An 18,991-nucleotide genomic window follows, 5' to 3' on the forward strand; every position below is an offset into this window, starting at 1 on the left:
GAGAACTCTGCTAGGGGAGGTCTTTCTTCTGGCATGAGGAACAAACACCGGTTACCTCAATAACATGGTCGATATCTGTATAACCGTATTGTGCACCGACAGCTGTGGCCCAATCCTCAATAGAAGGCGCTTCTAACTCAACTGCAGCACCACAACGGCGGCAGAGTAAATGATGATGGTGATGCTCTACTTCGCATTTACGGTAGATAGATTCTCCATCTTCGGTTTTGAGTACGTCCACCTCACCGTATTCTGCTAAAGATTGCAAAATACGGTACGTTGTTGCTAAAGAAACAGACTCTTGACGTGAGACCATGAGCATATGTAATTCTTGGGCTGAGATAAAATCGTCTAAGCCCTCTAACGTTGCTTTAACAATGCGACGCTGCTTTGTATTACGCACCTCAGGTTTAGCGGTCTGAGATTCAGCCATCATGCTCTAGCCCTTCATATCACCGAAAATATACTTTCAACACCTTACACTAGGGGATATAGATACGCTATATTACGATATTTATTCCCATCTCTAGAATAATCTGAGAGACTATAAAGCACACTCATATTAGGGTGGATACATGAAACTTACGAAATACACTCATTCTTGTGTTCGTCTTGAACACGAAGGAAAAACACTAGTTCTTGACCCCGGAAACTTCTCGGAAGTATCTGAAGCTCTCGAGGGCGCCGACTATTTATTGATTACCCACGGGCATCCTGACCATTATGACCCTGAACGTGTTGACCCTTATCTTCAAGAACATCCTGAGGTGCGTATCTACGCGCCGGCGCCTGTTGCAGAACAGATGTCTCGCACCCTACCTAACTCCCAGATACAGGCCGTAGCTGGTGCAGAAAGCATCACTCTTGACGGTTTTAACATCAAAACATTTGGTGGTCAGCATGCGTTGATTCATCCGCTCATCCCAATGATTCCCAACGTTGGGTACTTTATCAACGATAACTTATACCACCCCGGTGACAATTTTGTTGTTCCTGATGGAGTCAACGTTAAAACGCTCCTTGTTCCAATCCACGCACCGTGGAATAAAATTGGTGAGGTTATTGACTTTGTGGCTTCAGTACGTGCTCCACGTGCCTACCAAATTCATGATTCTTTGTTAGCAGATTCTGGTCGAACGATGATTGGCACACACACGAAGAACTTTGCCGCACGGTATGGAACAGAATTTTCGTTACTTGAACCCAAAGAGAGTGTAGAAATCTCCTAAAGTTTTGACGAACTGCTCAAAGAAAGGCAGAACACCTGATGACCACCATCTTTACAAAAATTATGACCGGCGAACTACCTGGACACATCGTCTATGAAGATGACCAATGCGCAGCATTTTTGACGATTGAACCAGTGAACCCTGGACATACGCTGGTCGTTCCTCGAGAAGAAATAGACCATTGGGTCGACTTGCCCGATGGTCTACGTAACCACCTTTTTGCTGTGGCACAGAAAATTGCACAAGCTCAACGTACAGTATTTGACTCAGAACGTAGCGCCTTGATGATTGCTGGTTTTGAAGTTCCGCATACTCACCTTCACGTATACCCTGCCAATAGCATGGCAGACTTCTCACCCGAAGCTATCCAACGTGACGTTCCGCCAGAAGAACTAGCACAACATGCACAGTCCTTACGTGAGGCCTTAGCAGAATAACTCGCGTCCATATATGCTGTGGGGTGTGGGTAAAACTGACACGAGTTTTACCCACACCCCACAGCATTGAACAGCACGAACCGGTACAACCGTGGATGAGCTAGTTTCGAGAGGATTTTTCTAACGCCTCACGTAAAGCTTTTTTGATACGTTTTTCGGAGACCGTATATGCTGTGCCCAAATTTTGTGCAAAGAAACTGATGCGTAGCTCTTCGGTCATCCAACCAACATCTTTTAACTCTTGGGTAACGTGCGTACCAGCTGGTAAAGATTTAACTGCCTCATCATAGGCATCTTCGAGTTCTTGTACAATGAGCATCTGCTGATGATCTCGATGTAGCTGAGACCCCAACTTTTCAAGACGGCGTGAAATACCTTGAAGATAGCGCGGAATATGCGCTAAATGCTGATACCCCGTTTGAGCGACAAACCCCGGGTAAACAAGATTCTCCTGCTGAGATTTCATATCGCTCACAGCATGGATGACCGATAAAGAGGTAGCCTTCTTTAACATTTTCTGTACAGCAGTAGACTCACGAAGAATATCCGCAACAAGCTTCGTAACCTCAAAGACAGTATCTATTAAATCGGCTCGTACACGATCATAAAGTATCTGATACTCAGCTTTCGTCCATGGCGGGTTTTCTGGGGTGAGATAATCGATAGCAGCTGCTAAACAATCTTGAACCAACTGATCTACCGAACCATGCGGATTCTGGGTAAAAATCAGTTTCTCCTGATGCGAAAGATGATCGCTAACATAACGAACTACCGACGGTAACTCAAGACTTAGAAGCCGTGTGACCGCTTGACGTTGTGAGGAGCAGGCCTCCACCTCCTGTGAAAAAATCTGCAAACCAACGCTCTTGTGCTGATCGGTAAGAGCCGGATACCCCGTAACCTGTTGGGTTGCAATAGTGCGAGTTATTGTTCGCGGAAAATCTTCTTCTGGCCAGTGCAACAGACCTGAACGTTCACGAACTGAACTATCAGAAGCTGTCGAATCTCCTTGGCTCTCAGCGCCAGCTTTCTTCTGTGATGATGGCTTGGGCACTGAAGACTGTGCAACCGTATGAGCCGTTTTGCCTAGAGCAGTAAGTGCCGAAATATCCTCAACACTAGCTCCTAATGACTGGGCTAACGCGTTTCGTACCTGTTCATGAAGAGAGCTTTGCAAAGCAAGAAGGTCTTTTCCTTCTCCTACGATAAGGTTCTGATGATTACGCACCTGGAACGTGAAACGTAGATGTTCAGGTATCTTCTGCTGATCAAAGTCTTCGGGCTGCACAGGCACTGAACGCAACTGTTTAAGACACCGCGCCACGGACTGGTCAAAAACATCTTCTATCGGAGAAAATTCTTCGTCTAAAAGTTTTATGACCTGGCGAGCAACGTCTGGTGCTGGAACAAAATTCTTGCGAATCTGTTTTGGTAATGAACGAATTAATGCTGTGACGAGTTCTTCACGAAGACCGGGAATAAGCCATTGGAAAGGTTCTTGGGTGAGCTGGTTCAAAAAGAGTAACGGTATCTGCACCGCAATACCATCAGTATGCGCAGATGATGCTGTATCGACGGGGTGAGGGGCGTACTCATATCGTAAATCGAGGTGTAGCTCACCACCGCCTGTGGTGACGGTCCACGTTCGGGGGAACTGGCTTTCATCGTAATCGGCTGCTTCGTGGTCGATGAGGTGGTCCGTCGAAAAATCGAGAAGGTGTTCGTTGCGAGTACGTTCTTCTTTCCACCACCGATCAAAATGTCGTGCTGAGACCACATGGGCGGGAATACGCTGGTTGTAGAAGTCAAAGAGAGCTTGGTCATCGACACGTAAATCTCGTCGTCGAAGACGCGTCTCTAATTCTTCAATATCGGCTAAAGCGCGCTGATTACGTTTGAAGAAACGATGTCGTGTCTTCCAGTCGCCTTCAACAAGTGCTGAGCGAATAAATATCTCGCGACATAATTCTGGGTCAATACGAGAGTATTGAACTTTACGGTCAGCAATAATAGGCAACCCCAGTAATGTTACTTTCTCGTGAGCGAGGACGGCACCAGCAGCAGCCGACCAATGAGGGTCATCATATTGTCGTTTAACGAGGTGCGAGCCGACTTCTTCCACCCATTCTGGGGATATTTTGGCGTTGGTTCGAGCCCATAGTTTTGATGTTTCTACAAGTTCTGCACCAACCACCCATTCTGGTTTTTTTGAGAATAGTGACGAAGCAGGGAAAATATGGAAACGTGTTCCTCTGACTCCACGATATTCTCCGCGTGTGCGCTCATCTTTTAACCCGATATGAGAGAGCAAACCCGAAAGAACACTCTTGTGCAAATTCTCTTCATGCGCTGCCGGCTCAATGATGCGCCCAGCGCTGACCTTAATCTTTGCTTCTTGGGCAATATCGCGTAGCTGCGCAAAGAGATCTTGCCATTCTCGAACTCTCAAAAAGTTGATATGTTCGCGGTGACAAAGCTTTCTAAACTGTGATGAGGAAAGTTCTTCTTGCTGCTCATGCAGATACTGCCATAACAGTAAGAAACTGGAAAAATCAGAGTTATCGTCGACAAAACGGCGGTGGAAAGTATCTGCTTGTGCGCGTTGTTCGTAGGGACGTTCTCGAGGGTCTTGAATGGTCAATGCAGCAGCAAGAACCATCATCTCTTTAGCACATCCACGTTTTTGAGCTTCAACTATCATACGGCTCAAACGCGGGTCTAAAGGAAGCTTAGACATGGCACGCCCAATAGCGGTCAGTGGTGAGGAACCGCGACGTCGGCTATGAGAATGTTTCATACTTAACGCGCCGAGCTCTCTCAATAAGGCGACGCCGTCGTTGATGGCTCGATTCTCAGGTTTCTGCACAAATGGGAAACGCTCAATATCCCCAATGGACTGAACTACACCCATAGCGCTCATGTTGAGGATGACGGCGGCGAGGTTAGTGCGTAGAATCTCGGGGTCTGTGAATTCTGGGCGTGAAAGAAAATCCTCTTCAGAGTAGAGCCGTATCGCAATACCGGCACTGGTACGGCCACTACGACCAGAACGCTGCCGTGCACTTGCCTGAGAGATTCTTTCAATCGGTAGACGCTGAACTTTGGTGCGTGCTGAGTATCGTGAGATTCTTGCCGTGCCCGTATCAATCACATAGGTGATACCCGGTACTGTTAGCGATGTCTCTGCTACGTTTGTTGCCAGTACAATACGAGGTTTTGAACCGGTACGGAAAATACGATTTTGCTCTGTTAAAGAGAGCCGAGCATATAACGGTAAAACTTCGTAGCGGGGCAGTTGAGGGGTGTTACGGATAAGCTGTTCAATAGCTTCTTGAGCATCTCGAATCTCTCGTTCTCCGGCGAAAAAGATGAGGATATCCCCGTTCCCTTCACGTGATAGCTCAACGATGCCGTCGAGAATACCGTCGATAGGGTCTCTATCTTCTGTTGCTAGGTCTTCGGAGTCTTCGTCAGGGTGTTCTGCCTCTTCTGATAACGGGCGATACCTGATTTCAACAGGGTAGGTTCTTCCCGAGACTTCGATAATTGGTGGCGCATGAGGGGGTAGCTCGTCGTCGGCGCTGAGTTCTTCTGCACAAAAGTGTCGGCTAAAACGTTCTGGGTCAATAGTTGCCGAGGTGATAATCACCTTCAAATCTGGCCGTTTGGGAAGAATCTGTTTGAGATACCCGAGGATAAAGTCGATGTTAAGGCTACGTTCGTGTGCCTCGTCGATGATGATAACAGAATACTTTGTTAGCAGCTTATCGTGATGTATCTCTGCAAGGAGGATACCGTCAGTCATTAATTTGATGGCAGAAGTATCGCTCACCTGTGAGGTGAAACGTACCTGATAACCGACGGTGTGACCGAGCTCTTCACCTAACTCTTCGGCGATACGCTCTGCTACCGAGCGCGCTGCAATACGTCGTGGTTGGGTATGACCGACCATGCCATATTCTGCTAATCCCATTTCTAAACAAATTTTAGGTAGCTGAGTTGTTTTACCTGAACCAGTTTCACCAGCAACAATCACAACTTGGTGAGAGCGAATGGCATCGATGATTTCTTGTCGTTGCGTACAAACTGGAAGGTCTGCAGGGTAGGTGATACTTTCTGGTGCAATAACTCGCCGCGGCTTTGGCGGCTGCTTTGCCCCCTGCGATGATGAACGGCGGGAACGCCGTGTATTCTTTGGGGCACCAGATTTACTTGTACCGCGAGATGAACGATGAACGTTCTTGTGTGACTCTTGTGTTGATGAGCTGCTCATACGGGTCGGGGCGTGATGAATAGTAGCGGCAAGAGCGCTTAAAGAAGGAGATTGATGTGAAGTTTTTTTCTCAGACATGGGGTACGCAACTTTAGGTGATGTTCAAAGTGGGGGCGGTAGAAGCCGTAATGGCTTTGTTCTTTGTAACCTTGATTCTTTGTAACGATGAATCACGTCGAATAGTTTTTGTGGTGGCGAGGTATCTTTGGGGAAGAAAAAAGTGCCCCCGAAAGGATTCGAACCTTCGACACCCAGCTCCGGAAACTGGTGCTCTATCCACTGAGCTACGGGGGCACGGTGCTACATCGTCTACAGATGATGGATGCAACGACTATCCACGATACCAGAAGCACCCGAGGAAGACGATATTTGCGATGAACAATTTAGGTGCAATATCAACAACACAAAACATCTAAAAGTGGGGAGGAGACGCCGAATCTACGATTTACCCTATAGAGAAACTTGGCTCACCGATACTTTTAGGTAAACTTATCAGCATGACACCTGAAGAACTCTCAACGGCAATTGCACAAATCCTCTCTAACACCGTTAACGCTGGTGAACTAACCCTCAACGGTGAAGAACAACTTCCCACCGTTAAAGTGGAACGACCAAAGAACCGTGAACACGGCGATTGGGCGACCAATATCGCTCTGCAACTTGCTAAAAAAGTGGGTAAAAATCCTCGAGAAGTTGCACAGATTCTTGCTCAACCCATATCAGATATTTCAGGTGTCGCATCGGTAGACATCGCAGGCCCCGGATTCTTAAACATTGTCCTCGAAGCAGGCGCAGCAGGAGAACTTGCACGCACCATCGTCACAGCTGGAGAAGCCTTCGGACACAACGACACCCTCGCCGGAAAAACCATTAACCTCGAATATGTTTCCGCTAACCCCACTGGACCTATCCACCTTGGTGGTACCCGTTGGGCTGCGGTAGGAGATTCTCTCGCACGTATTCTTGAAGCTCAAGGCGCAAACGTTGTACGAGAATACTACTTCAACGATCACGGCAACCAGATTAACCGTTTCGCACGTTCCCTTCTTGCTTCCGCACGAAACGAACCTGCACCCGAAGACGGTTACGGTGGAAACTACATCTCTGAAATTGCTCAGGACATTCTCAAAACTCACCCTCATGCTCTTGAGAGTGAAGACCCCCAAGAAGTGTTCCGCGCTGAAGGCGTCGAACTCATGTTCTCCCAAATCAAACGCTCTCTGAAAGAGTTTGGTGTGGAATTTGATGTGTTCTTCCACGAGAACTCCCTCTTCGAATCTGGAAAAGTCGATGAGCTCCTCGAAAAACTCAAAGAATCGTCAAACCTTTACTTCGCTGATGGTGCATGGTGGCTCAAATCTACCAGTTACGGTGACGATAAAGATCGAGTCGTCATCAAATCTGACGGGAACGCCGCCTATATCGCCGGAGACATCGCCTACTTCCAAGATAAGATTCACCGTGCACAAAACCCCGCAGACATCGCCATTTACATGCTTGGTGCAGACCATCACGGGTACACTGCACGTCTTAAAGCTGCTGCCGCCGCACTTGGCGATGATCCACATCGCGTCGAAGTGATGATTGGCCAGCTCGTCAATCTCGTTAAAGATGGAAAACCTGTACGTATGTCTAAACGTGCCGGAACCATCGTCACCCTTGAAGACCTCGTCGAAGCAGTTGGAGTAGACGCCGCACGCTACACCCTGACACGATACTCTGTAGATTCAAACATTGATATTGACCTTGATCTACTCACCAAGCAGAGCAACGAAAACCCCGTATTCTACGTTCAATACGCACACGCTCGTACCTGCGCTGTTGCTCGCAACGCAGAACTTGCTGGAGTGAATACCGACCTATTCGACCCACAAGCACTCGATTCAGAGCTAGACGCTCAGCTCCTTGGTGTGCTCGGAGAATATGCTAACGCGGTCAAAGAAGCAGCGCTTTTCCGTGAACCTCACCGTGTAGCACGTTACGTTGAAACATTGGCTGGAACATACCATCGCTGGTACGGTGCTTCACGTGTCGCACCACGTGGTGACGAAGAAATTACCGCCGTACATAGCAGTCGCTTGCTCCTTAACAACGCCACCGCACAGGTGCTTCACAATGCGTTATACCTGCTGGGTGTAACCGCACCAGAAAGAATGTAACGTGAGCGACCAAACACCTCTCTACGCGCCGTCGTGGCTACAAGTGCCCGAACACCCAGAAGTTCTTGAACCTACCATTTGGGAGCAAAACTTTTCACGGGCAGAATCTGGCGAACTACTCGTCGACGGAACACCGGTTGAACAGCTGCGTGAGCGTTTTGGCACCCCACAATACGTTTTTTCGGAGTCTGTTTTTCGTCGGCGCGCTCGCACCTTTAGAGTTGCTTTTGAGCAAGCTTTTGAAGCAGTCGGGGCGCCGGTATCTATCTACTATGCTGGTAAGTCTTTTCTGTGTAGCGCTGTTGCTCACTGGGCAGATGACGAAGGGCTTTACCTTGATACTGCTTCGGGTGGGGAACTTGCTTTAGCTATCCGTGCCGGTGTGCCGGCACATAAAGTTGCTTTACACGGTAATAACAAGTCTGACGCTGAGATTCGTCGTGCTTTAGAGTACGGTGTTGGTCGTATCGTCGCTGATTCTGTGCCTGAAGTTCAGCAGATTGCTCGGATTGCTGAGGCGATGGGTGTTGTTGCGCCGGTACTTTTACGTTTGACTCCTGGTGTTCATGCCTCAACTCATGATTTCATTGCAACCGCACACGAAGATCAAAAATTTGGTCAGTCGTTGGTGTCTGGGACAGCTGAACTGAGCGGGTTAGATTCGCAGACGTTAACTGGTTTGGGTATCGGTCAAGAAGATTCTTATGCCACGGTTGCAGCGGTGTTAGCTCATCAAAGCCAACACCTTGATTTTCGTGGTGTGCATTGCCATATTGGGTCGCAAATTTTTGAGGCAGATGGTTTTATCGCTGCTGCCACAAAGGTGCTTGAATATATGCAATATCTGAATCAGCGTCTAGGCATCAACCTTGCTGAGCTTGACTTAGGTGGCGGTTACGGTATTGGGTACACCTGCTCAGATACTCCGCGTGAAGCTGCACATATTGCTCAAGAACTAGCAGATTCTATTGCGCAAACGTGTGAGCGTCTGTCGATGGCTATTCCTCATATGAGTTTTGAACCGGGACGTTCTATTTCTGGTCCTTCTGGAATGACTTTATACACGGTAGGAACGGTCAAAGACGTTGCTGTTGAAGACGAGAATGGTCAGACGCGTGTCCGTCGGTATGTGTCGGTGGACGGCGGTATGAGTGATAACGCTCGTCCAGTCTTGTATGAAGCAGACTATACGGCAGTTTTAGCGAATCGTGCTCCCATGGGGGAGCAGGTGCTTTCTCGTGTGGTCGGTAAGCATTGCGAATCGGGAGATGTTGTGGTGCGTTATGTTTATCTTCCGCAAGATATCCGTGCCGGCGACATGTTGGCTGTTCCGGCAACTGGCGCGTATTGCTATGCGTTGAGCTCAAACTACAACTATTTGACGCGTCCGCCGGTGGTTTCTACAGCGACTGATCGAGAGCCTTCTGTGATTGTTCGCGGTCAAAGCGAAGATGAGATGCTTTCTTATGATGTAGGAATAACACAATAGTTGATGTTGATTCATATAACGACATAAAAGAACGCACTGCCGTAACGCTTGGATATCTCTAAGCTAAGGCGTGCGTTCTTTTGTAGAACCTGCAAGAATAACGATAGTTGATGAGCGCTTCTCTCCTGTGATGGGGAAGGAGACGATACACCCCTTATCCATAGAAAGATTGGTGAGTTGTACCCGATGAAAAAGATTAAGGTAGCCCTTTTAGGAGCGGGTACTGTTGGTTCTCAAGTTGCTCGTATTCTTTTAGAGGACGCTGTTTCCTTAGGACAGCGTATCGGTGCTGATATTGAGCTTATTGGTATTGCTGTACGTGATGTAACGAGTTCTCGTGATTGGAATGCTCCTGCATCGTTGTATACAACTGATGCGGAATCATTGATTGACGCTGCGGATGTTGTGATTGAGCTTACCGGCGGTATTGAGCCGGCGCGTACTCGTATTCTTCGTGCTCTTAACGCTGGTAAGTCTGTGGTCTCTGGCAACAAGGCTTTATTGGCGCAGCATGGTGCTGAGCTTCAAGCAGCAGCGAAGGCTAGCGGTGCTCAGCTTTCGTATGAGGCAGCTGTTGCTGGTGCTATCCCTATTCTGCGTCCGTTACGTGATTCTCTTGCGGGGGATCAGATTCAACGTGTTTTGGGCATTATGAATGGGACGACTAACTATATTCTTGACCAGATGGATACCACTGGGGCGCAATTTTCTGATGCTTTAGCGCAGGCGCAAAAGCTTGGTTATGCAGAGGCTGATCCGACGGCTGATGTTGAAGGTCTTGATGCTGCTGCTAAGGCTGCAATTGTGGCGTCGTTGGCGTTTCATTCTGAGTTTACGCTGGCAGATGTACATTGTGAGGGTATTAGTGCTATCACTGCGGAGGACGTTCAGGCTGCCGCATTAGATGGGTATGTTATTAAACTTTTGGCTATTTGTGAGCGTCAAGGTGAGGGGATTAATATTCGTGTTAGTCCTACGCTTGTTCCGCGTGAGCATCCCTTAGCGTCTGTGCATGATGCGTATAATGCGGTGTTTGTTCAGGCTCGTGACGCCGGTGAGCTGATGTTTTATGGGCCTGGTGCAGGCGGTGCTCCGACTGCCTCTGCCGTGTTAGGTGATTTTGTGTCGTTAGCGCGACGTATGGTTCTTGGAGGAGCAGGCGTCCCAGAGTCTACCTATGCTGGTTTGTGTGCTGTTGGTATGGACGAGGTGGTGACTCGTTTTGCTATTGGTTTGCGGGTTGAAGATAAGCTCGGTGTTCTGGCTAATGTTTCGCGTATTTTTGCTGAGCATGGGGTTTCGTTGCAGGCTGTGCGTCAGGTGAAAGATCGTTCGGGGGATTCTGCGGTGATTCGTTTGGTTACTCACCGTGCAAGTGATATTTCGGTACGCCGGACGATGGCTGTTGTGGATTCTCTTGAGAGTGTTCGCGAGATTATTTCTGTTGTGGCGGTAGAAGGGGAGTAATTTTTCCTTGTGTGCTGTTGTATTTGTGGAGAAAGTGTGACTTCTATGCCTGTTTCTTCTGGTATTTCACGTGGTTTCGTGGCGGATTATATTCCGGTGGGTCGGCGCGTTAGTGTTCGTGTTCCTGCTACGAGTGCTAACTTGGGCCCGGGCTATGACTCGTTGGGTGTGGCATTGTGTCATTACGATGAGTTGGAGGTGACTCGCATTTCTGAGGGCTTAGAATTTGATATTTGTGGTGCTGGTTCTCAGAGTGTGCCTCGTGATAGTTCTCATCTAGTGGTTCGTGCGATGATGAGGCTGTGGGAGGCTGTCGGTTTAGAGGGGTTGCCTGGCCTTCATCTTCGGGCGAAGAATAATATTCCTCATTCTCGGGGTTTGGGCTCTTCTGCTGCTGCCATTGTTTCTGGTGTGTATGCGGCTAATGCGTTGTTGCCTGAGTCTTTGCGTAAGGGTGCTGCCGAACTTTTGACGATTTGTTCGGATATGGAGGGGCACCCCGATAATGTTGCTCCTTGTTTAGAGGGTAATTTTGCGTTGTCGTATGGCGAGTTGGGGCAGTGGCATACGTTGAATGTTGCTGTGCATGAAGAAATTTTTCCGGTGGTTGCGATTCCAGAGTATGAGGTGTCTACTGCTAGTGTTCGGGCGTTGATTCCGGAGGTTGTGAGCCATCGTGATGCTGCGGTAAATTCTGCGCGTACGGGGTTATTGACTCAATCTTTGCATGCTTATCCGGAGCATCTTTTTGCGGCGACCGAGGATTTGTTGCATCAGCAGTATCGTGCTGATGCGATGCGTCCGTCGTATGAACTGGTGTGTTTTTTGCGTGAGCGTGGGTACTGTGCGGTGATTTCTGGTGCTGGACCGACGGTGATGGTTTTGGGCCGTTCGATGTCGGAGCGTAGCGAGGTGATGGATGCTATTGCTGAGGGCCTTGAGCGTTCTGATATTGGCGAATATGGGTCAGAAAAGCTTTTTTGGCGTGTATTACCTGTAGATATTGATCGAGAAGGTGCTATAGTTACTGGAGAAGAAACCGTTATCTGACCTCTTATGGTGAAGAAAAATGGTGTTTCTTTGACACAAGGCGGGATAGCTAAGAAGCAGCTATTTCGTGTTTTATGTTGTAAAGTGCTGATATTTTGTAATGGAAGACTTTACGATTCGTATGCGTTTTCAAGCATGTGCATAGCCGTGCGCTTGGACGTCTAACTTTCACATGACATTCTCTTGAGAAACTCTTTTCCTTGTTTTCTTGGAATATTGTGTCTGCCCTATCACCAACTTTTTCGATGTCGGTGTGTGGTGTGTGCGGATGCATGTGGGTTAACTATTCACTGGGCTATCTGATGTCTGGTGTGGCACTTATTCTGTTGTGCCGATCATTACCGAATCTTATTTCGAATATCGAGGGGGAAGGAACCTTCTTGGCTGAAACTACCGACCGTACCGCTGGTGCGGAGGAAACTAAATCGCCGTCTTTGAGCACTCTCAAACTTACTCAGCTTCAATCTCTAGCAGTACAGCTAGGTATTACGGGTGCACGACGTATGCGTAAATCTAATCTTGTTGAAGCTATTTCTAACCATCAGCGTGGTGGTGCAATGGCTGAGCGCGAAGAGCAAAATGCTGAATCTCAAGAGCAGAAACCTGCTAAAGCTCAAAAAACCACTCGTAAGCGTACCGTCCGTGGTGCAAAGAAGGTTGAGGAATCTTCTGCTGCTGAGGTAGAGACTTCTAGCGAAGCGGGTGAAGCAGATTCTGCTCAGCTGTCAAAGAGCGAGAAGAGCGAAAAGAAAACTACACGTCGTCGTTCTTCCCGTAACGCTCAGGAGAAGAGCCTTTCACCGTCTTCTGAAGAATCTTCAGCTCAGGAGCAAGAGAATGGGGAGGCGGGGGAGTCTGAGAAGACTACTCGCCGTACTCGTACTCGTACTGATCGTCGCCGTAAGGGTTCTGAGCAGAAGCATGATGAGAAGAAGAATGTTTCTTCTGAAGAGGTAGAGAATACTTCTGCTGAGGATGTTTCTGTTGCTGATGAGAGTTCAGAACGTTTTGAGGATGATGAGCGTCCTCAGCGTAAGCGTACTCGTAATCGTCATGACCGTAACGACCGTGACCGCGGAGACCGTAACGACCGTGACCGTGAGCGTGGAGACCGTGACCGTAACGACCGCGGCGAGCGCGAAAATTCACATGGTCCTGATGAAGACCGCCGTGGACGCAACCGAAACAACCGACGCGAACGCCAAAACGAACGTCGCAACCGAAACAACCGACGCCATCACAATGATTACGACGAACCAGAAATCAGCGAAGACGATGTACTCGTTCCTGTCGCCGGTATCTTAGACGTCCTCGAAAACTATGCGTTTGTACGTACCTCCGGATACCTCCCCGGACCTTCCGATGTGTATGTCTCTTTGAACCAAGTCAAACGATACGGGCTACGTAAAGGCGATGCTATCGTCGGTGCTATCCGCGCTCCTCGTGAAAACGATAAGCACAACAACCGTCAAAAGTTTAACGCGCTACTACAGCTGACCTCTATCAACGGTCTTGACCCTGAAACTTCAAAGAACCGTCGTGACTTTAGCAAACTTACCCCGCTATACCCTCAAGAACGTCTACGTCTTGAAACCGATGCGAAGAAACTGGGCACCCGTGTGGTTGACCTCATCGCACCGATTGGTAAAGGCCAGCGTGGATTGATTGTCTCACCTCCTAAAGCAGGTAAGACTCTCATGCTTCAGTCCATCGCTAATGCGATTACGACTAATAACCCTGAAGTTCACTTGATGATGGTACTTGTTGATGAACGTCCTGAAGAAGTCACCGACATGCAGCGCACTGTCAAGGGTGAAGTGATTGCTTCGACCTTTGACCGTCCCGCAGACGACCACACAACCGTTGCTGAACTCGCTATTGAACGCGCAAAGCGCCTTGTTGAACAGGGGCTGGATGTTGTCGTTCTACTTGACTCGATGACTCGTTTGGGACGTGCCTACAACCTTTCAGCGCCGACTTCTGGTCGTATCCTCTCTGGTGGTGTAGATTCTGCGGCACTGTACCCACCTAAGAAATTCTTCGGTGCAGCACGCAACATTGAAGAAGGCGGCTCCTTGACCATTCTTGCCACCGCATTGGTTGAGACTGGTTCTAAGATGGATGAGGTCATCTTCGAAGAGTTCAAAGGCACTGGCAACATGGAATTGCGTCTATCTCGTCAGCTGGCAGATAAGCGAATTTTCCCTGCGGTGGATGTTACCTCTTCGGGTACTCGCCGTGAAGAGAATCTTCTTTCACCAGAAGAAATTAAGATTATGTGGCGTTTGCGTCGTGTTCTTGCTGGTCTGGAACAAGAGCAGGCTCTTGGCGTGCTCACCTCAAAGCTACGCGAAACCCAATCAAATGTTGAGTTCCTTTTGACCGTTCAAAAGTCCGGTTTGGGAACGAATACAGGAGACTAGAGATAGTTGGTGTGTGCCGTCTTTTGATGAGACGGCACACACGTATCATATCGACCACTATTATTTGCACTAAAAGTCGAGGGATGGACGCTCTCGCGGATAGTAAAGAAGGCATATTTTGTACGAAATTCAGTCTCTGCTTGATGAGCATGCTGATCTTCAGAAACAACTAGCAGACCCAGCAGTTCACGCCGATCAGGGTAAAGCCCGTAAGCTGGGGCGACGCTATTCTGAGTTGAACGGTATCGTTGAGGCTTATCATCGTGTCAACACTTTGACTGAAGACTTGCAAGCAGCTCAAGAAATGGCTTCCGAAGACCCAGACTTCGCTGAAGAAGTCCCTGTTCTACAACAACAACTTGACGAGGCCTCCGAAAAATTACACCGTCTTCTCATTCCTCGTGACCCTGACGATGGACGTAACGTCATCCTTGAAGTCAAAGGCGGAGAAGGCGGAGACGAAGCAAGTCTTTTTGCTGCAGACTTGTTACGCATGTATTCTCGTTATGCTGAGTCTAAGGGTTGGAAGACAGAGATTATTTCTTCGACGAGCACCGACGTCGGCGGTTATAAAGATGTTCAGGTTGCTATTAAAGGGCAGTCAACAGACCCTGCAGAGGGCGTTTGGGCACATCTCAAGTACGAAGGCGGTGTGCACCGTGTTCAGCGTGTTCCCGCTACTGAGTCTCAAGGACGTATTCACACTTCAGCTGCCGGTGTTTTGGTATTCCCTGAAGTGGATGAGCCTGAAGAAATTGAGATTAACCAGAATGATTTGAAGATTGACGTGTATCGTTCTTCTGGTCCTGGTGGTCAGTCAGTGAACACAACAGACTCTGCTGTGCGTATTACTCACTTGCCTACTGGCATTGTGGTAGCTATGCAGAATGAGAAGTCTCAGATTCAAAACCGTGAAGCGGCGATGCGTGTGTTGCGTGCTCGTCTTCTGGCATGGCAGCAAGAACAGATTGATGCTGAGAATGCTGAAAAGCGTCATTCTCAGGTGCGTACCATGGATCGTTCTGAACGTATCCGCACCTATAACTTCCCTGAGAACCGTATTGCTGATCACCGTACTGGATATAAGTCCTATAACCTTGATGCGGTACTTAACGGAGACCTCGAAGCTGTAGTTCAGTCTGCTATTGCCATGGACGAAGCGGCTCGTTTGGAGCAGTTAGGCCAGGAAGAGAACTAGATTCTTGAGTTCAGAGTTTATGCTTATGCCCGATGAGGAGCTTGATTCCGCTCTTCGTCGGGCATCGGCGCACTTAGCAGAAGCTGGAATTGATCAGGCTGAGGCTGATGCTCAGCTACTTGTAGCGCATCTTCTGGAACAAGAAACCGGAGAGGTTATTTCTCGCGGGAGAGTTCAAGCCTTAGCGTTAGTGGGTGCGCCTGTTCCTGCCGGATACGAGAAACTGGTGTCTTTACGGGCTGAGCGGATTCCGTTGCAGCATCTTACCGGTGTTGCGTATTTCCGTTCTCTTAAATTGTCTGTTGGGCCTGGTATTTTTATTCCTCGTCCTGAAACAGAACTTCTTGTCGAACACGCTTTAGGGCGTGTGGATAGGTTACGTTCTGTTATAGATTCTCCTATCCGTATTCTTGATTTGTGTACTGGTTCTGGCGCTATTGCGGCGGCTTTGGCAACAGAACGACATCATGTAGATGTGACAGCTGTTGAGCTGAGCGATTTGGCGTATGCTTGGGCGGAGCGTAATCTTCAAGGAACGGGCGTTCGCTTGGTGCAAGCTGATGCCAGAGATGCTCTCGAGGGAGAAGAGGGGAGTTACGATATTGTTGTTAGTAATCCTCCGTATATCCCTGAGAACGCTATTCCGTGTGATGTGGAAGTCCGTGAACACGACCCTCATATGGCGCTTTATGGTGGTAGTGAGGACGGTATGAGAATTCCGCGGGCTATTGCCTCTCGGGCTTTTGAACTTCTGAAGCCTGGTGGGTATTGCATCATGGAGCATGCTCAGACTCAGCGTGAGGTGATGGTTGAGACTTTTGAGTCTTTAGGGTTCAACGCTATTGAATCTATTGACGATTTAGCCTCTCGTGCACGACATACTGCCGGTGAGAAACCGAATTATTCGCAGAATAATTAAGAGAATATCCGTAGAGTTCTTTGAGAACATGAGAGAATAAACCACGTGAAAGCTACCCTGTATTCAACCGATACCGAACAGAACCGTACTGAGGCGCTTGCTGCTGCTCAGAAAGCTATTAAAGAGAAGAAAACGATTGTTCTTCCTACCGATACCGTGTATGGTATCGGCGCTGATGCGTTTTCTCCTGAAGCGGTTACTAAGTTACTCTCTGCTAAGGGGCGTTCACGGCGTATGCCTCCGCCGGTGTTGATTTATAGTTCTTCTGTTTTACCTGGCCTTGCTGATGAGCTCTCTGCTGATGCTTCTGCTTTGGCAGAAGCTTTTTGGCCCGGTGCACTCACCATTATTTGTTACTCTCAGCCGTCTTTGAACTGGGATTTGGGGGATACTCAAGGAACTGTCGCTCTTCGTGTTCCTGACGATGAGGTTGCTATTGATGTGCTTCGTTTAACGGGACCGTTAGCGGTGTCTTCTGCGAATAAGACAGGTCGTCCTGCCGCGGTGGACGCGCAAGAAGCTTTAGACCAGTTAGGTGACGATGTTGAGCTAATTCTTGATGCTGGTTCTCGTGCTCTTGACGGTGAGGGTGCTGAGCATACTGTTCCGGTGGCTTCTACTATTGTGGATTGCACGGGGGAGCAGGCTGTCGTTGTTCGTGAGGGTGCTATTTCTCTTGATGCTTTACGTGAAGTTGTTCCGGAGATTGTCACGAAAGCTGAGTTAGAGTCTCGTAGCCAGTTGAAAGATCCTCAGGAGAATCATGATGAATTCTCTGAACTTGATGATGACTTTTTAGAGCCTGATGAGTCATCGGATACTCCTAGTTATCGTCAAGCACCAGTGCCGGCTTCGGGTAGTTTACATGAACGTCTTGTTTCGGAGTCTTCACCGGTATCTGGTATTGATCAGCGTCGTTCTTTGGCTCAGCCGGTGCGTTCTGTCCGTCAGCCGTTAGATACAACTGTGACGAAGCCGTTGAGTACTGCTCAGGCTCATTCGTTGGTGTTTGACGGTGTCGAAGACGATGATTCAACAGAATAATCTGTTGTACTTATAAAAGTATGGGGGGGGCTTCTCACGTTGGTGAGGAGCCCCCCCCATATTTTGTGGTTTTATGATGTTGAAGAGGAACGGTATTTTCGGTCTTTTTTGCGTCCAAGGGCAAGATGAGCGCTTCTGAGGACTTCTTGGATTCTTGGTTCTGGAAGGAGCCCATGATTTCGTGCCCAAGAGTCATCTATTCTTTGTCCGAACCACATGACTTCTACACGGCGTACAGTGCCTTGAAAACGGTCGTCTAAAAGGCGTGAGAAAGCGTAGCCGCTTCTAATGATGCCTTGGCATAGTTGATGAGGTAGGGTGAATGGGCGTCGTCGACCAGCATCAATGAGAACGGAGGAGCAGGTGCTTCCTTCCCACGGCTGAACAACGATTGCTGGTAGTCGTTGAGGGAATTGACCGACCATGGACACGAATTCTGCTAATGCGTAGGATGATGAAACAGGTGAGGATTGCTGACCTGTTCCGGCAACGGAGCCGAGGAATGAAGACGCAATTTTTGCAAAGGATTCTGTGGTCTTACGTCCTGAGCCTTGCACACTGGTTGCACGGATAATACATATTTCTGGTGTGCGAGCGTGTTGTTGTGATTCTTCTAAGAGCATGAGGAGTACTTTTTCTCCGAGTGCTTTTGAGAAAGAATATGCCGAGAAAGGTGAGGTTTTGATTTCGTTGTTGAGTACAGGGGAGGAGCCTTGTACTGCGGCAGATGACATGTGAAGTATTCTTTTGACACCGGTACGTTGGGCTGCAATAGCGATAACTGCTGGTAGCAGGGCGTTGGCTCCGATGAGAGGTGCTAACTCTTGTTGGTGTGGGGCAGCTAATCCTGATGCGTTAATGACGACGTCTGCTCCAGCAAAAGAATCAGCCAGAGAGTTGATGATTCCTTCGAGCCTATAGGCTTCTTTGATGAGTGCTTGCGGATTTGTCTGTGATGTTGCAAGACGAGGAGCTTCGATAGGGTCGCTGTCGATGCCGTCTGCTTGTAGACGTGCAATAATGGACGACCCGACGAATCCGCTTGCTCCAATAACTTTCCAGCTTGCCTCAGCCACAATGTCCCCTTTCTAGACCCGTCGATAAGGTTAATGACGGGCTGATATACCTAACATAATCATAAGTGGTGCAAAATCACTAACAGACACAGCAACCTTTTAGGTATCTTATGGGTGATAAAAGGGGTATCACCGTCTGATGTTCAGTAAACTAGCTAGAGTTGTTCAATACTGATAAGTAGAGGGCATCGACGATTTGAGCTCTTAGCAGGTGCTTAGAGTTGTAT

The 18,991-nt window shown here is 48.5% G+C and carries 13 protein-coding genes and 1 tRNA gene; 10 read left to right on the top strand and 4 right to left on the bottom strand.

Features of this window, described 5'->3' with window-relative positions; translation table 11 throughout:
* Nucleotides 1–10: 10 nt before the first annotated feature.
* Nucleotides 11–436 (bottom strand): Fur family transcriptional regulator, encoded by a 426-nt coding sequence (locus ACN08X_RS06625; protein ID WP_419101492.1) that lies wholly within the window; start codon nucleotides 434–436, stop codon nucleotides 11–13.
* 139 nt (nucleotides 437–575) lie between these two features.
* Between ACN08X_RS06625 and ACN08X_RS06630 the strand changes: the two genes are divergently transcribed.
* Both ACN08X_RS06630 and ACN08X_RS06635 read left to right on the top strand, forming a co-directional pair.
* Nucleotides 576–1,229 (top strand): MBL fold metallo-hydrolase, encoded by a 654-nt coding sequence (locus tag ACN08X_RS06630; protein WP_419101491.1) that lies wholly within the window; start codon nucleotides 576–578, stop codon nucleotides 1,227–1,229.
* A 38-nt stretch (nucleotides 1,230–1,267) separates the two neighbouring features.
* Entirely contained in the window at nucleotides 1,268–1,666 is a 399-nt protein-coding gene (locus tag ACN08X_RS06635) for an HIT family protein (protein ID WP_419103625.1), read from the top strand.
* A 100-nt stretch (nucleotides 1,667–1,766) separates the two neighbouring features.
* Here the strand turns inward: ACN08X_RS06635 and hrpA are convergent, their stop codons facing one another.
* Both hrpA and ACN08X_RS06645 read right to left on the bottom strand, forming a co-directional pair.
* The gene (gene hrpA / locus ACN08X_RS06640) at nucleotides 1,767–6,017 is read right to left on the bottom strand and encodes an ATP-dependent RNA helicase HrpA (RefSeq protein WP_419108279.1); all 4,251 of its coding nucleotides are present in this window, start codon (nucleotides 6,015–6,017) and stop codon (nucleotides 1,767–1,769) included.
* Nucleotides 6,018–6,160: 143 nt separating this feature from the next.
* A tRNA-Arg gene (locus ACN08X_RS06645) sits at nucleotides 6,161–6,233 on the bottom strand.
* Nucleotides 6,234–6,436: 203 nt separating this feature from the next.
* Here ACN08X_RS06645 and argS point away from each other — a divergent pair.
* The 8 genes from argS (at nucleotide 6,437) to ACN08X_RS06685 (ending at nucleotide 17,688) form a co-directional block, all read left to right on the top strand.
* Nucleotides 6,437–8,098 carry an arginine--tRNA ligase gene (argS, locus tag ACN08X_RS06650; protein WP_419108280.1) on the top strand — a complete coding sequence of 554 codons (1,662 nt, stop codon included), beginning with the start codon at nucleotides 6,437–6,439 and terminating at the stop codon, nucleotides 8,096–8,098.
* A 1-nt stretch (nucleotide 8,099) separates the two neighbouring features.
* Nucleotides 8,100–9,587, top strand: coding sequence for a diaminopimelate decarboxylase (gene lysA / locus ACN08X_RS06655; protein WP_419108281.1), 1,488 nt, complete (start codon nucleotides 8,100–8,102; stop codon nucleotides 9,585–9,587).
* Nucleotides 9,588–9,773: 186 nt separating this feature from the next.
* Nucleotides 9,774–11,054, top strand: coding sequence for a homoserine dehydrogenase (locus ACN08X_RS06660; RefSeq protein WP_419106040.1), 1,281 nt, complete (start codon nucleotides 9,774–9,776; stop codon nucleotides 11,052–11,054).
* Nucleotides 11,055–11,099: 45 nt separating this feature from the next.
* On the top strand, nucleotides 11,100–12,104 hold the full coding sequence (thrB, locus tag ACN08X_RS06665) for a homoserine kinase (protein ID WP_419103658.1): 1,005 nt from the start codon (nucleotides 11,100–11,102) through the stop codon (nucleotides 12,102–12,104).
* A gap of 380 nt (nucleotides 12,105–12,484) precedes the next feature.
* Complete coding sequence (rho, locus tag ACN08X_RS06670; RefSeq protein WP_419108282.1) at nucleotides 12,485–14,527, top strand: transcription termination factor Rho; 2,043 nt, start codon at nucleotides 12,485–12,487, stop codon at nucleotides 14,525–14,527.
* Nucleotides 14,528–14,645: 118 nt separating this feature from the next.
* Entirely contained in the window at nucleotides 14,646–15,725 is a 1,080-nt protein-coding gene (prfA, locus tag ACN08X_RS06675) for a peptide chain release factor 1 (protein WP_419101483.1), read from the top strand.
* Nucleotides 15,726–15,729: 4 nt separating this feature from the next.
* Nucleotides 15,730–16,644: a peptide chain release factor N(5)-glutamine methyltransferase gene (prmC, locus tag ACN08X_RS06680; protein WP_419108283.1), complete on the top strand. Its 915-nt coding sequence runs from the start codon at nucleotides 15,730–15,732 to the stop codon at nucleotides 16,642–16,644.
* Nucleotides 16,645–16,689: 45 nt separating this feature from the next.
* The gene (locus ACN08X_RS06685; RefSeq protein ID WP_419108284.1) at nucleotides 16,690–17,688 is read left to right on the top strand and encodes an L-threonylcarbamoyladenylate synthase; all 999 of its coding nucleotides are present in this window, start codon (nucleotides 16,690–16,692) and stop codon (nucleotides 17,686–17,688) included.
* A 71-nt stretch (nucleotides 17,689–17,759) separates the two neighbouring features.
* Here the strand turns inward: ACN08X_RS06685 and ACN08X_RS06690 are convergent, their stop codons facing one another.
* Entirely contained in the window at nucleotides 17,760–18,764 is a 1,005-nt protein-coding gene (locus ACN08X_RS06690) for an NAD-dependent epimerase/dehydratase family protein (RefSeq protein ID WP_419108285.1), read from the bottom strand.
* Nucleotides 18,765–18,991: the final 227 nt, after the last annotated feature.

This window comes from Rothia sp. P6271 (genome assembly GCF_048512995.1).
Lineage (GTDB): Bacteria > Actinomycetota > Actinomycetes > Actinomycetales > Micrococcaceae > Rothia.

Bases quoted from the DNA above. Each gene is read 5' to 3' on its own strand.
- hrpA (WP_419108279.1), bottom strand. From the start codon at position 6,017: ATGTCTGAGAAAAAAACTTCACATCAATCTCCTTCTTTAAGCGCTCTT.
- ACN08X_RS06635 (WP_419103625.1), top strand. From the start codon at position 1,268: ATGACCACCATCTTTACAAAAATTATGACCGGCGAACTACCTGGACAC.
- ACN08X_RS06625 (WP_419101492.1), bottom strand. From the start codon at position 436: ATGATGGCTGAATCTCAGACCGCTAAACCTGAGGTGCGTAATACAAAG.
- argS (WP_419108280.1), top strand. From the start codon at position 6,437: ATGACACCTGAAGAACTCTCAACGGCAATTGCACAAATCCTCTCTAAC.
- ACN08X_RS06630 (WP_419101491.1), top strand. From the start codon at position 576: ATGAAACTTACGAAATACACTCATTCTTGTGTTCGTCTTGAACACGAA.
- ACN08X_RS06660 (WP_419106040.1), top strand. From the start codon at position 9,774: ATGAAAAAGATTAAGGTAGCCCTTTTAGGAGCGGGTACTGTTGGTTCT.
- thrB (WP_419103658.1), top strand. From the start codon at position 11,100: ATGCCTGTTTCTTCTGGTATTTCACGTGGTTTCGTGGCGGATTATATT.